We start from the raw sequence: 14,672 nt of genomic DNA on the forward strand, positions 1-14,672 counted from the left end.
CACCAATCCACCCCAGTATTTTACCGAGATTTCAACAATCGGGGCGTCACTCCCCTTCGGAATAACCCAAAAGAGCGCAACAGATAAAACAATACATGACCACCCCAAGGAACGCAAATTGAAGACCCCTTGTTTGCATCCCGGGCGTGTCGCGCCTTCTGTAAACCCCAAGTTTTCCTTGAGATTTCAAGACTTTCCACAGGTATGCTGAAAAATCAGGGTATTATCACCTTATTTTCCCAAAAAGACCACGTGGATGATTGGTTGCCCTCTAAACTAATCTCATGGTTGATGAACTTCCCGAGATTCCGCTGCGCAATTCCGAAGATGCTTCGATGCCCGGAAACACACCAATAGCTTCGTCTGAAGCCCCCCTCGCCACGATGTCAGCGAGCGCCCCCACTACAGTTCCAGTTGGTAGCGCAGCCACGAAAGCTGACCCATCAGTCAGGTCCACCGGCCTCCCCACGAAACCATCATTTTTCGAACGCTTACTGGGCGGTGCGCAACGCATCCCCGCTTTCGACTTGGCGCGCGGCCTAGCCATTGTCGGCATGTTCACGGCGCATATTCTGACCTTTGACTCTAACCTACCCCAGTCTGTTATTGGCATCAGCCACGGGCGCTCTGCCGCGCTCTTTGCCTTCCTCGCCGGGATATCCCTGGGCATCATTGCCGGTCGCGAACACCCGCCGAGCGGGGTAAAACTGTTGCAAACTCGAATGCGAGTTGTCACCCGCGCCTTGGTTTTGCTGCTAATCGTAGCGCTCCTAGCCATGTACAATCTGGGCATCATCCTGATTCTGGGATTTTATGCAGCGTGGTTCCTGGCATCTCTGCCTTTCCTGGGCTGGAATGGCCGCAAACTCCTGGTTCTTGGGGGTGGGCTCGTTCTTGTAGGCACTCCATTAGCCATGGTTATCAACCAAATTCTGATTGGCATCACCCTACAAACCACCTCGCAAGTGGACTCCGCCGCTTATATATACTTGCTCTCTGGCACCTACGGGGGTGCCGGGTTTCTGGGCTATATTTTCATCGGCCTCGCCCTGACTCGCTTGGGCTTCGCTTCCGACCCGAAAAAAGCGCGGAAACTGGCAAAGAAAGTCCTCGCAGTGGGCTGCCTCCTGTTCCTGGTAGGAGCCGGGGGTGCCACCTTGGCGGATTCCATTCGCACCGGACATTTTTCTTTGGCAATATTGGGAACCAATAACATGGCTTCGGATAATCCTGGCCACAATTCCAAACCGCCAGTGGAACCCGAGCCGACACCCACCCCCACCGTGTTTCCCCCCGAAACCGGATCCTTGGCCGGGAAATCAATCCCCTCAAACTGCTACTGCGATTTTTCTAAACCCAAATCCGATACCAACGACAGTGCCAAGAAACCCAGCGGGGGAATCCTCGGCGGTACTAGGCAAGGTGACATCACGGCTTGGATGAAGTTCTTCTCTGGCCTCTCTCTCAATGATTTCGACCTGGAGTTTTGGCGTCAAGCCTTCCTCGATGCCGCTCCACACTCCAATTCACTGTTAGAGACCCTAGGCAACCTTGGTTTTTCTATGATAGTCGTTAGTCTATTCCTCTTAGGGGGGCGTCCCCTGGCGATACTACTGTTCCCACTAGCTGCGATGGGCTCGATGGCGCTAAGTATCTATACCTTGCATGTATTTTGGGTCTCGGTCACTACGCTAGGTCAGTTACCGCTGGTGCCGTCCTTCCTGGTTATGTTGATGTGTTTCGCCGTGTTATCTTGCGTGTGGCGTTTCTGGTTGGGACGCGGGCCGCTGGAACGGCTGTTACATTGGGCCTCGCACCGGGCGGCGCGGGTGACCCCGGCTTCATGAGGTGCCAGGAAATATTCCCTGTTCCCCAAAATTCGCCCCGATAGAAATCGCTAAAGTCCCGGCGGGCACCTCATGAAGCCGGAAGAAAACAGACAAACAGCAACCAAAGCCCCAACCATGGCTAACACCTCATGAACAAGCAGACATAACGAGGCACGAAAACCAAGACACCAAACGGATTAACGCCTCATGAACGGGAACGGGAACGCAACGCGACGGCAAAACCCGGCGTGACCGGCAAATCCACCAGGAACATAGCCTGACCCGCGTGATAAATATCCGCCTTACCCGGCCAAGTCAAGGCTGCTGGATGGTTGTCTCGATCCAACTCGTGCCACCAGCGCCCCGGAGCCTCTATCAAGTACTCCTGAGCATAGACACTGAGTTTCTCGCACCACTGCGCTGCCGTTTGCGCCAAGATGTCCCCCTCGGGGAACTGGGCGGCCAAGCGAGAAATCGCCAAGCTCACTCCCAAGGCCTCGCAGACCACCCAGTGCATTCGCTGTGTTGACACCGGTTTACCCTCGAAATCAGTGGTGTAGGGAAACCCCGAAGCACCGTCCACACCCCAAGCTTCCAAGGCTGTCAGGTACACCGCCCCCGCTGCTTCTGGCACCCACCCCAAACCGAAATCCAAACCCGCCGCCTGTGCGGTCGCCCGCAACTGGAGAATCAGACGTGTCCACTCGAAACTGTGCCCCGGAGTCGCCCCCCACGGCCGGAACGAATCCGTGGGATTATCCCGATTATACCCAAAATCAACCCGCCAATCCGTGGTATAGTGCTCCGGGATACGCCAGGAGTTTTCCCGCGCGGACTGGTTGATAACTTTGCCTGCAATCGACGCGGCACGGCGCAAATATTCACTGTCCCCCGTGGCATCGAAAGCCGCCAGAGCGGACTCGAAAGTATGCATATTCGCATTCGCACCCCGGTATGCCTCGCAATCCGACCAGTCCCGAGCGTAGGTATCGCGCACCCGACCGGCAGCCTCTTCCCACCAGTAACAATCCTGGATTCGGCGGGCTTCCGCCAGGAGTGCGCGCGCCCCGGGAATCCCCGCAACAGCGGCAGAACTGGCGGCGATAATCACGAAAGCGTGGGCGTAGGCTTCTTTGCGTGGGGCGCGCTCCAAGTTGGGACGCGCGCAGCCGGCATCATCCAACTCGGTTTCAATCCAGGAAAACCAGCCGGCATATTCAGGGTCACGGAAATAATCGGTGATGGCGTGAATACCGTGAGCGGCCAAGTCGCGAGAGAGTTCCGGGCGAATTCCCGCCAAGGCAAAGAGAGAAAACATGTGGGTCATGCGGCAGTTAATCCACAACTGTGCTCCATATTCTGGAAGGATTTCCCCGTCGGAGCCAAGATAACCAAACCCAGCGGGGACTTTAGATAATGCGGCGAACTCGCACAACGCTGGGAGTTCACGGGCAGCTAGGTCAGGAAGTTTCAAGAATTCGGTCATAGCTAAATTCTAGCTGTAAATAACGTCGCCTGCGGCGAGAAAACATGCGATTAGTTTGTGTCAGTATTCGAGACAATAGTCACAAACTTAGGGTTTCCCTACCGGAAGCGTGTAGGCTTAAGTCTCGGCGTGTTACGGCGCTGGTGCGTCGCAACGGCGGTGTTTATGCGGTGCTTTCGATGCTGCTCATGAGGTGCCATTCATGATGTAGCCAATCACACCTTGCACCTCATGAACCCGCAACGCCACAACCAAGCGGAGCCCCGGCTGACCCCAAGGAGGAAACATGAATAAGTACCGTGATTTCGATAACTATCTGAAGGAATACCCCGACGAACGCGGATACTTCGGAAAATACGGTGGGAACTACCTCCAAGACCCCGAGTTGGTCAAAGCCTTCGAAGAATACGCCGAGGCTTATAACACCATCGCCCAATCCGCCCAGTTCATTGCGGAACTGCGTCGGATTCGCAAGGATTTCCAAGGCCGCCCCACCCCGGTGTATCACTGCCAACGGCTGAGCCAACAGCTCGGTCGTACCCAGATTTACTTGAAACGCGAAGATTTGAACCACACCGGGGCGCATAAACTCAACCACTGCATGGGCGAGGGGCTGCTGGCCAAGTACATGGGGAAAAAGAAGCTGATTGCCGAAACCGGGGCGGGACAGCACGGCGTAGCTCTGGCCACGGCGGCCGCGTATTTCGGCTTGGAATGTGATATTTACATGGGCGAGGTAGACATCGCCAAGCAAGCCCCCAATGTGGCGCGGATGAAAGTACTGGGGGCGCGGGTAATCCCCGTCAGTTTCGGATTAAAGACCCTGAAGGAAGCAGTGGATGCGGCATTCATGGCTTTCTCAAAGGAATACCACGAGGCGATTTACTGCATCGGCACCGCCGCCGGCCCGCATCCCTTCCCCGTGATGGTGCGGGATTTCCAGGAGGTAGTCGGCACCGAGGCACGTGCCCAGTTCCTGGAGCAAACTGGGCACCTACCCGACAAAGTCGTGGCCTGCGTGGGCGGCGGGTCGAACGCCATTGGCATGTTTGTACCATTTTTGGCCGACCCGGTAGAGATTTACGGGGTGGAACCCCTGGGGCGCGGCAAAGCTTTGGGCGACCACGCCGCCACGATTACCTTTGGCGGCGAAGGCGTGATGCACGGGTTCAACTCGATTATGTTGAGCGATGCTTCGGGACAGCCCGCGCCGGTGTATTCCAATGCTTCCGGGCTGGATTATCCTTCGGTGGGTCCGGAGCATTCTTTGCTGCACGACTTGGGGCGCGTGAACTATGTCACCGTGGATGACGAACAGGCCATCGAGGCACTGTTCCTCCTATCTCGCCTGGAGGGAATTATTCCGGCCATCGAAAGTTCGCACGCCTTGGCCTATGCGATTCGCGAGGCGCGCACCGGGAAAACCGGATCAATCCTGGTGAATCTGTCGGGGCGCGGCGACAAGGACCTGGATTTCGTTATTGAACACTACGGGACAGGTGAGAAATACGTATAGGTTGCGGTTCGCTTTGGTCTGTGGGCTGCTTCGAGCTCGGCTTCATGAGGTGCCAGCCGCAATGGCGGACGGTATTCCCAGGCTCGGTTGGCCACCGCTTCATGCAACACTAACCACACTTTGTCCGAACAAATGTGCATATTTTAAAGTTCCTTTACCTGCGTATTTATACCCACCAGCAGGATTTGGTGCAAAATTTACTCCACGTACACGCTCACTATGGTAGGTTTACGGGGACTAAGAAAGAAGGTGATACTTGAGACAATATAACAAATCATTATTTCTCCTAGCTACCATGTCCACAGCGATGTTGATTTCAGGGTGCACTGGTTCTACTAACGCGACTGACACCAGTCAGGATGAGCTAAGTAACAGTAGTAAGTAATAGAAAAACAGCCGGCAATACAAGTAAGGTTTTGTCGGTGGAAGCGCTAGAGGAGTTTCTCGAAAAGAATCACGAATCGGGACTCCTTAAAGTTATAGCAAAGGGTTCATTTGCTGGTGACAGGCATCTTAACCTGGAGGCTACATCTGGTAAATCGGGAAGTTACTCGATTACTTATACCTGTAAACAAAATAAGCCATCGAATATGTCGATATGGCTAAAGGCCGATAAATCTGACCACACAAGTCAGATGCGCAGGCTTATGGAGACTGAGGGCTGTCGACCGGGGTCGATAGAAACAGTTTCGCTTCCGATAAGCGAATTTCCGCAAGCCAATCAAGTTCTCTTCATAGCAGAACCTGACACCAAAATAACGACCCTAATTCACGAGACCAAATTGGATTAAACATTCCTATAATTTGCACAAATATACAGTGGTGGTGGGCATTTTTCTAAACGAAAAATGCCCACCACCATGTAGCGATAGAAATATCGCGTGGCTTGCTCCCAAACATTGCGAAGCGCTCAAATAAGAGCAAACCCCTAAAGGCCGAGCTCCTTCATGATGAGTTCTTTGACGGCCTTGGCGTCCGCCGAGCCGCGCGTAGCCTTCATTACTGGGCCGATTAGCGCCCCGATGGCCGCCATCTTGCCGCCCTTGATTTTCTCGACCACATCGGGGTTATCCGCCAGCGCCTGTTTCACGGCAGATTCCAGCGCCCCCGTATCGGAGACCACCTCCAGGCCACGAGCCTTGACAACTTCGGCCGGGTCACCCTCGCCAGCCAAAACACCCGCGATAACCTGTTTGGCCAGCTTGTCGTTAATCTTGCCATCCGCGATAAGGGTTTCCAGTTCCGCGACCTGGGCAGAGGTGACAGGCATCTCTTCCAGATCCTTTTCCTGTTCCTTGGCCAGACGGGCAATCTCGCCCATCCACCACTTGCGCGCTCCGGCGGGTTCGGCACCGGCCGCGACCGTTTGGTCAATCAAATCCAGAGCGCCCGCATTGACAATGTCACGCATCTCGATATCGGTGAAACCCCACTCCCCCTGCAAACGCTTACGCCGCGCGGCCGGCATTTCCGGTAGGCTCGCCCGGATTTCCTCCACCCACTCGCGGGAGGGCTGCAATGGTACCAAATCGGGTTCGGGGAAGTAACGGTAGTCTTCTGCATCAGACTTTTCACGTCCCGGCGAAGTCGTGCCATCCTCGGCGTGATAGTGGCGAGTTTCCTGAACAATCTTGCCACCAGCCGCAAGAATCGCCGCCTGGCGGCGCATCTCGTAGTGCACGGTTTTTTCGATGCCACGGAAAGAGTTCACATTCTTGGTTTCGGTACGTGTCCCCAAAGGAGCATCCTTGCCGGGACGAATCGACACGTTCACATCCGCGCGCACATTACCGTGCTCCATCCGCGCCTCGGACACGCCGATAGCGCGGAAAATATCGCGCAGGGTACGCACATAGGCAGCCGCGACCTCCGGGGCACGCTTCCCGGTGCCATAAATCGGTTTCGTCACGATTTCTACCAGCGGCACGCCCGCACGGTTGTAGTCCACCAGGGAGTGATCCGCACCCTGGATGCGGCCTTCATCCCCACCGATATGGGTGTTCTTGCCGGCATCTTCCTCCATGTGAGCCCGCTCGATTTCCACGCGGAAAACCTCGCCGTCTTCTAGTTCCACATCCAGATAGCCGTCATAGCAAATCGGTTCATCGTACTGGGAAATCTGGTAGGCCTTGGCGAGATCAGGATAGAAATAGTTCTTGCGGGCAAACCGGCAGTATTCCGCGATATTACAGTTCAAAGCCAAGCCGATGCGAATAGCGTATTCCACCGCTTTATGGTTCACCACCGGCAGACTGCCAGGCAGTCCCAGAGACACCGGGGTGATATGGGTATTAGGTTCACCCCCGAAAGTATTGGGCGCATAGTCGAACATCTTGGTTTCGGTACCAAGTTCCACGTGGACTTCCATGCCCAGAACCGGGTCGAATTGTTCGCAAACCTTGTCGTAGTTCATCAACTTGTCGCTCATTTAGCGGCCTCCTTTCCTGCGGTGGTGGTCCATCTTGCGGCCGGACACGGCGGCATCGGGGTGTCACTAGTCGCCAGTTGCGCTTCTACTAAGGCGGCCGCCGCATACATGGTTTTATCCCCCCGAGCGGGAGCCAGAATCTGGATTCCCACCGGCAGGCCATCCTCCGGAGCCACCCCGCCGGGTACGGAAATCGCGGGAATTCCCGCCATATTTGCCGGAATCGTGGCCACGTCATTGAGGTACATGGCCATCGGGTCGTCCAGTTTATCGCCGAACTTGAAAGCGGTGGTGGGAGCGGTGGGCGAAATCAGCACATCACACTGTTCAAAAGCCGCCGCCAGATTGCGTTGCACCAGGGTGCGCACCTTTTGGGCGCTGCCATAGTAGGCATCGAAATACCCGGCCGAAAGCACATGGGTGCCAAGGATAATGCGGCGTTTCACTTCCGGACCAAACCCGGCTTCCCGGGTGGCTGCCATCATGGTTTCCGCCGTTACCGGACCGGATTCGGGCAGCACTCGCAAGCCGTAGCGTACCCCGTCGAAACGCGCCAAGTTCGAAGACACCTCGGCCGGCATAATCAAATAATACGCCGCCAGGGAATACTCGAAGGACGGGCAATCCACTTCCACGATGCTCGCCCCGGCAGCGCGCAGGCGTTCTACTGCTTCATCAAAACGCTGGCGCACCCCGGCCTGGAAGCCCTCACCGCTGATTTGTTTGACCACACCCACACGAAGTTTAGTGGTATTGGGATTGGCCACAACCTCGGTTACGGCCGTCGATAAATCCGGCACCGGTTCATCTAGCGAGGTCGCGTCCAGGGGATCATGACCAGCAATAATTGTGTGCAGCGCCGCCGCATCCGACACGCACCTCGTGACCGGGCCAATTTGATCCAAAGACGAAGCCATCGCGACCAAGCCATAACGGGAAACCGCGCCGTAAGTGGGTTTTGACCCCACCGTACCGGTTACTGCACCCGGCTGGCGGATAGACCCGCCCGTGTCCGACCCCAAAGCCCAGGGTGCCAGGTATGCAGCCACCGCTGCCGCCGAGCCACCCCCGGAGCCACCGGGAATACGCTCTAAATCCCACGGGTTGCGGGTCAATCCGTAAGCCGAATGCTCGGTAGAGGAACCCATGGCAAATTCGTCCATATTGGTTTTACCCAACACCGGCAGGCCAGCCTCGCGCAGTTTCAACACCACCGTCGCGTCATAGGGCGGCAGCCAGCCTTCCAGAATCTTCGAACCACAGGTCGTGGGTCTGCCCCGCGTCACCAAATTGTCTTTAATCGCAATCGGCACCCCGGCGTAGGGCGGCAGTTCCTTGCCCGCTGCCCGGTCGGCATCGACCTGGCGGGCGGTTTCCAGGGCACCGGCTTCGTCCACAAACAGGAACGCATGAATCGTTCCATCCAGATTCTTGATTCGCTCCAAGAAAATCTTTACGAGTTCCTCGCTGGTGGTTTCCCCCGCGCGCAGTTTTTCTGCCAACTCGGTGGCACTTTGTAGATACAACTCGCTGGTCATAGCTTCACTCCTCCCCCAAGATTTGCGGAACCCCAAACATGCCGGCCTCCGGGTGCGGGGCTTGCGCCAAGGTTTCGTCGTGATCCAAAGTCGGCCCCACAATATCCTCGCGCCACACATTCGTCAGGGGAATCGGATGGGAGGTCGCCGGCACATCAGGGGTGGCAACCTCGGACACCTTTGCAACCGCATCGGAGATAACCCCCAAGTCGGCCGCGATTTTTGTTATTTCATCTTCGGTGAGCGCAATCCGAGCCAGGCTCGCAACGCGCCGCACTTCTTCTGCATCAATAGTGGACATGTTTCGAGTTTAGTTCAAAGCCGGCGATAAAGATAACACTCGGCAGGGTTTTGGCGAGTTTATGGCGCACTGCCGGGTTTTGCTTGGGTGTGGTGGAGGGTTACGTGTTCATGAGGTGCCACCCAAGAAACGATTTAAGCCGACATGGCGAACCACTGAGGAATTAATGTTGCGCCCAATCAGAGAAAACTTTCTTGCCGAGACTGTTAGTCTTGTTCTATGAGCGTTCGTAGTGGCATGTTTCGTGGACTCGCGAAATTTTTCACGCGACTGGCCGACAAAGCGGTGCAAGCCCCGGAGAGGTTGCCGCGAATCCTGGGACGAGTGGCTGCAGCTTTCTTAATCTTCGAGTTCATCGCCGGGTTTATCACTTTCATGATTGATACTCTGCGCGCCTGGCGTCCCGCGCCGGTGGCGGCCTTCCCCATAACGGAACTGCCCCCGGTGGATGTCCACGGCAACGACATGAAGGTTTACACTTCCGGGGCGGAACTCTACCAGGCGATGCTGGATGAAATTCGCCAAGCCCGGCGCAACGTATTCTTCGAGACCTTCATCTGGAAAAATGACGAAATCGGACGTTTATTCAAGGATGCTCTGATTGCAGCGGCGCGCCGTGGAGTGCATGTGTTTGTGATTTGGGATGCTTTCGGGAATCTGAGTGTCCCCCCGGCATTCACGGATTTCCCCCGACTGACACATCTGCATGTGATGCGTTTCGGCTTATTCCGCTCGTTTTTTCTGTCTTTCCATTCCACCGGACGTGACCACCGTAAACTCCTGGTGGTGGACAACCGGGTGGGTTTCATCGGGGGATACAATATCGGTTCGCTCTATGCTAATCAGTGGCGCGATACGCATCTGCGGATAGAGGGTGCGGCGACTTTGGAATTGGCTAATGCGTTCACGGATTTCTGGAACACGCACCTGTCACGCCGCCTGCCGTCGCTGCCGAAATACCCCGGCCAACAGTGGTCGCGACACATCGCGGCAGCGCGTAACGAGCCGAATCGGTGGTTGTTCCCAGTGCGAGGGTTGTACATCAATGCTTTGGGGCGAGCCCAGCGCAACGTGTGGATTACCCAAGCGTATTTCATCCCGGACAAGGATATTCTGGACGAACTGACCTCGGCGGCGAACCGGGGAGTGGACGTGAAAGTCTTGATTCCCGAGATTTCCAACCACATCGCCGCCGACTGGGTAGCGCGGTCATTTTATTCACCACTGCTAGAGGCTGGGGTCGAAATTTGGTTGTATCAAAACGCGATGGTGCACGCGAAAACTGCGACTGCGGACGGGGTGTGGACCACGATTGGTACCGCGAATATTGATCGCTTGTCGATGACCGGAAACTACGAAATTAACCTGGAGGTTTACTCGCCCGATTTGGCTGCCCAAATGGAACAGGTTTTTCGCAACGACCTGGGTAATGCCCGCCAGCTTACCCTGGCGGAATGGGAAGAACGCCCTTGGTTGACACGCGTTATCGAAGGCGTGCTGCGCCCCCTCGGTTCGGTGCTGTAGTTGCTGTTTGCCGCCCGTTTCCTTTTGTCGGTTTCATGAGGTGCCATCCCCGAATCCTTGCTTTCATCCCGGATGGCGCCTCATGAAGCCAAAGCCGCAAAAGCGGCCGGATTCTTTAGCACCTGGTTTAACACCGCAAACGCGGCACCAGTCGCACGCTTTCCCGAATCTAAACGAATCGGAATAATATTGAAAGACGACAAATCCCCCCACAAAACCCGAGTCCGCAGCTCTTCCATGGTTGGCTTTACCAGGTAATCCGCCAGTCTCCCCAGATGTCCACCGAAAACAATCGTAGAAATATCCAGCAAGTTCATAGCCGCACTAATAGCAACCCCCAAAGAAATCACCGCTTTACGGACAGTCTGCTCGCAGCGTTTATCCCCCAATTTCAGCTTGGAAAGCAGTTCCTCAATACTGGCAACTTGAGCGGCGGCACACATGGCGCGCTGTCCGGCGTATACTTCCAAACACCCAGTAGATCCGCACGCGCACGGCGCCCCAACCGCATCAACACAGACATGCCCTAGCTCCCCGGCCCAACCGTGTTTACCGGTTCTGACCACGCCTTCGGTAACATAGGCTGAACCAATCCCAACTTCCCCGGAAACATACAAGAAATCCTGCAGTTCAGAGGGCTGACCGGGGGAATTCTGGGACACCGTCAACGCCGCGCAATCGGCCTCGTTGAATACAGAAATCTTGCCAGAAAGCCCCGCCTGGCGCGCCAAACCCACCAAATCCACCGCAGGCCACCCCAAGTTGGGCGCCACCAATATATGCTCCGTTTGGGAATCTACCATACCTGGAACCGCGAAAGACGTACCCACCAGATTGACTTCAGCGTCCGTTTCCCCCAGGCATTCTTCAATCAACCCCATAGCCATGTCGACTGCACGCTGAGGTTCTACCCCGCGAAAATCATCGTAGATAAAGCGCTTAGCCAGCACATTTCCGGCCACGTCTATGACTTTTACCGCCAGAATAGCCACGTTAATCTCCACCCCAATGGCGGCTACTTTCCCAGAACTAGGTACCAGGAGTTTGCCCGGTCGTCCCCGCTTCCGCTGTTCCGGGGCTTCGCGTTCTTCAATCAGCCCCCAGGAAATCAGCTCATCGACCAAAGTCCCCGCTGTAGAACGAGCCGCTCCGATAGAGGCCGCGACCTGAGCGCGGTTAGGCGGAGTTTTGGATAACAGTATGGACTGCAGTGCCAGACCGATATTTATGGAACGCAAAGATTCCTGGTGAACCGTGTTTTGACGTGTCATACCTTGACAATATCGCAAAAATATGTTTTTGTTGTATGGTCGAATTATTTCTAGTAAAGGAGCTCATATGGTTCGCAACCCCACCAAAGCAGACAGATTTTCCTTCGGTATATGGACAGTTGGTTGGACAGGAACCGACCCTTTCGGCACGGATTCTCGTAGTTCGCTAGACCCTTGGGAATACGCGGATAAACTGGCGGAACTCGGCGCCTGGGGTATCACATTCCATGACAATGACGTATTCCCCTTCAATGCCAGCGAAACAGAAAGAAACCAACGAGTAAAACGGCTAAAGGATGCCGCCGACAAGGCCGGCTTGGTCATCGAAATGGTCACCACCAATACTTTCACTCACCCCGTGTTCAAAGATGGTGGATTAACCTCTAACGATCGAGCTGTGCGTCGTTTTGGACTGCGTAAAGTACTTAAAAACGTCGACTTAGCGGCCGAAATGGGCGCTACCACCTTCGTGATGTGGGGTGGTCGAGAAGGCGCGGAATACGATTCCTCGAAGGATCTCTACGCCGCCCACGCCCGATATGCGGAAGGCCTTGATACAGTGGCGGCCTATATCAAGCAGCAAGGCTACAATCTAAAGATTGGCTTGGAACCCAAGCCTAATGAACCCCGGGGAGATATTTTCCTGCCAACCATCGGCCATGCGCTCGCCCTGATTGCTACCCTGGACAACGGGGACGTTGTCGGATTGAACCCAGAGGTCGGCCACGAACAGATGGCGAACCTGAACTATACTCACGGCCTAGCTCTGGCGTTGCACTCCGGCAAACTAGTGCACATTGACCTCAATGGACAGAAAGGGTTGAAGTACGACCAGGACTTGGTGTTTGGTCACGGCGATTTACTCAGCGCTTTCTTCACTGTGGATTTGCTGGTAAACGGATTCCCGGCCTGCCCCGACGCGCCTCGATACACCGGACCGATACATTTCGATTACAAACCCAGCCGCACCGAAGGAATGCAAGGCGTGTGGGAATCCGCACAAGCCAATATGCGCAGCTATCTGGCCTTGGCAGAAAAAGCCAAAGCCTTCCGCGCCGACCCCGAGGTGCAGACACTCATGAAGGAAGCCTCGGTTTACGAACTGGGCGAACCAACTTTGGACAAAGACGAAAACATCGAGGACTTTCTGGCCAAGGATGAACCCTTCGATGTGGAAGCGAAAGCACATCGTGAATACCACTTTGTCAAGCTCTATCAGATGGCTATTGAACATCTAGTGAGCTGACGCGGTTTCGTGCGGGGGCAATAAGGTTGTCTTGCCCCCGCTCCCATTTCTTTTGAAAGATTCCTTTTATGTATTCCCGGCAACGCTCCTAAAATATTCCCCCGAATTCTCGCCCGAAAGGAATAAAAATGAGTCTGGTACTTGGCATTGATTCTTCCACGCAGTCAACGAAAGCGTTGCTGGTAGAGGCTGAAACAGGGAAGGTCGTCGCCCAGAAGCGTCATCCACACCCAGATGGCACCTCATGCAACCCGGCCGCGTGGCTGGAAGCCCTGCATAACACCTGTGACGAACTGCTGCCCCGCGCCGAGGCGGTGGCCGTGGCGGGACAGCAGCACGGCATGGTGGTGTTGGACGAAAACGACCGGGTAATCCGTGACGCATTGCTGTGGAATGACACCCGCTCGGCGGCGGCAGCTAAGGATTTAATCGCAGAACTGGGCGGTAAAACGGCTGCAGCACAGCGTACCGGCAGCGTGCATGTAGCTTCCATTACCTCTACCAAGTTGCGGTGGTTACGCGATGCGGAACCAGACAATGCGCGGCGGGTGCGTCGGGTGGTGCTGCCACATGATTATTTGTCTCACGAGCTGAATGCCGATAAGACTGTATGGTTCACGGATCGGGGGGATGCTTCCGGTACGGGGTATTTCTCGCCACGCAAAGATGCGTGGGATACGGATTTGTTGATACAAGCCTTGGGACATGAGGCGGCTGTTCCAGATTTACCCGTTTCTCCCAACCAGAACATGGGGAAAACAGAGACTGGAGCGGTGATAGCACCGGGAACCGGGGACAATATGGCAGCCGCTTTGGGCTTGGCTATGGGTGCCGGGGACGTTTCGTTGTCTGTGGGGACTTCCGGAGTGGCCGCGATGGTGTCCAGCCGCCCGACTTTTGACGCAACTGGTTCGGTGACTGGTTTTGCGGACGCGACTGGGAATTGGTTACCCTTGGCTTGCACCATCAATGCCGCGAAAATCCTGGATTTAGGGGCACGACTGTTGGGAGTTAACCACGAGGAGTTTTCCCAGTTGGCATTGGCCGCTCCCCCGGGTGCGAATGGGGTTACGTTGCTGCCTTACCTGGATGGGGAGCGCACTCCTAACCGGCCAGGTGCTTCCGGGATGTTTCGCGGTTTACGTTCCACGAGCACCCGAGAGGATTTGGCACGTGCTTTTGTAGAGGGGCTAGCCTGTTCCTTGGTTGACGCGGCCGGTTTCTTACGTGAAGCCACGGGGGAAACCGTGACCCGCTATCTGTTGATTGGTGGGGGCGCTAAGTCAAAGGCACTGCAACGGATTTTGCCCGGAGTCCTGGAATGTCCCGTGATATTACCACCGCCGGGGGAATACGTGGCTTTAGGCGCGGCAGCTCAGGCCGCCTGGGTGCTCTCCGGTTCCGAACAGCCACCCCGGTGGGAGCTTACCGGTACCGCCGTGCTGGAAGGCAAACCGTGCCCGCAAGTCCTGGATAAGTACCATCAACTAGCGGCCGATACCCATTAGCCAACTGCAATTATAACAGTAACGA

At 55.6% G+C, this 14,672-nt stretch carries 11 protein-coding genes; 5 read left to right on the plus strand and 6 right to left on the minus strand.

Going from position 1 to position 14,672, the window contains the following annotated elements; translation table 11 throughout:
• Window positions 1–284: 284 nt before the first annotated feature.
• Window positions 285–1,847: a heparan-alpha-glucosaminide N-acetyltransferase domain-containing protein gene (locus HMPREF0577_RS05045; protein ID WP_004012643.1), complete on the plus strand. Its 1,563-nt coding sequence runs from the start codon at window positions 285–287 to the stop codon at window positions 1,845–1,847.
• Window positions 1,848–2,034: 187 nt separating this feature from the next.
• On the opposite strand, the gene HMPREF0577_RS05050 is transcribed toward HMPREF0577_RS05045, so the two are convergent.
• Complete coding sequence (locus HMPREF0577_RS05050) at window positions 2,035–3,315, minus strand: AGE family epimerase/isomerase (RefSeq protein ID WP_004012644.1); 1,281 nt, start codon at window positions 3,313–3,315, stop codon at window positions 2,035–2,037.
• Window positions 3,316–3,601: 286 nt separating this feature from the next.
• On the opposite strand from HMPREF0577_RS05050, the gene trpB reads away from it, so the two are divergent.
• Window positions 3,602–4,831 carry a tryptophan synthase subunit beta gene (gene trpB, locus HMPREF0577_RS05055; protein WP_004012645.1) on the plus strand — a complete coding sequence of 410 codons (1,230 nt, stop codon included), beginning with the start codon at window positions 3,602–3,604 and terminating at the stop codon, window positions 4,829–4,831.
• Here the strand turns inward: trpB and HMPREF0577_RS11375 are convergent.
• From HMPREF0577_RS11375 to gatC, 4 genes are all read right to left on the minus strand, one after another.
• Window positions 4,804–4,971, minus strand: a complete 168-nt coding sequence (locus HMPREF0577_RS11375) for a hypothetical protein (RefSeq protein WP_155812127.1) — start codon at window positions 4,969–4,971, stop codon at window positions 4,804–4,806. The two genes, trpB and HMPREF0577_RS11375, sit on opposite strands and share 28 nt — an antisense overlap.
• Before the next feature lie 788 nt (window positions 4,972–5,759).
• Complete coding sequence (gatB, locus tag HMPREF0577_RS05065; protein ID WP_004012649.1) at window positions 5,760–7,259, minus strand: Asp-tRNA(Asn)/Glu-tRNA(Gln) amidotransferase subunit GatB; 1,500 nt, start codon at window positions 7,257–7,259, stop codon at window positions 5,760–5,762.
• Window positions 7,256–8,797 (minus strand): Asp-tRNA(Asn)/Glu-tRNA(Gln) amidotransferase subunit GatA, encoded by a 1,542-nt coding sequence (gatA, locus tag HMPREF0577_RS05070; protein WP_004012650.1) that lies wholly within the window; start codon window positions 8,795–8,797, stop codon window positions 7,256–7,258. The genes gatB and gatA overlap by 4 nt, the downstream gene beginning before the upstream one ends.
• Before the next feature lie 4 nt (window positions 8,798–8,801).
• A complete protein-coding gene (gene gatC / locus HMPREF0577_RS05075; RefSeq protein WP_004012651.1) occupies window positions 8,802–9,098 on the minus strand; it encodes an Asp-tRNA(Asn)/Glu-tRNA(Gln) amidotransferase subunit GatC in 297 nt (98 codons plus the stop codon).
• A gap of 237 nt (window positions 9,099–9,335) precedes the next feature.
• Here gatC and HMPREF0577_RS05080 point away from each other — a divergent pair, with 237 nt between their 5' ends.
• The gene (locus HMPREF0577_RS05080) at window positions 9,336–10,622 is read left to right on the plus strand and encodes a phospholipase D-like domain-containing protein (RefSeq protein ID WP_004012652.1); all 1,287 of its coding nucleotides are present in this window, start codon (window positions 9,336–9,338) and stop codon (window positions 10,620–10,622) included.
• An 80-nt stretch (window positions 10,623–10,702) separates the two neighbouring features.
• On the opposite strand, the gene HMPREF0577_RS05085 is transcribed toward HMPREF0577_RS05080, so the two are convergent.
• Entirely contained in the window at window positions 10,703–11,893 is a 1,191-nt protein-coding gene (locus HMPREF0577_RS05085) for an ROK family protein (protein WP_004012653.1), read from the minus strand.
• Window positions 11,894–11,960: 67 nt separating this feature from the next.
• Between HMPREF0577_RS05085 and xylA the strand changes: the two genes are divergently transcribed.
• A complete protein-coding gene (gene xylA, locus HMPREF0577_RS05090) occupies window positions 11,961–13,139 on the plus strand; it encodes a xylose isomerase (protein ID WP_004012654.1) in 1,179 nt (392 codons plus the stop codon).
• Between the two features lie 128 nt (window positions 13,140–13,267).
• Entirely contained in the window at window positions 13,268–14,647 is a 1,380-nt protein-coding gene (gene xylB, locus HMPREF0577_RS05095; RefSeq protein ID WP_004012655.1) for a xylulokinase, read from the plus strand.
• Window positions 14,648–14,672: the final 25 nt, after the last annotated feature.

It is taken from the genome of Mobiluncus mulieris ATCC 35243 (assembly GCF_000160615.1).
GTDB classification, from domain to species: domain Bacteria; phylum Actinomycetota; class Actinomycetes; order Actinomycetales; family Actinomycetaceae; genus Mobiluncus; species Mobiluncus mulieris.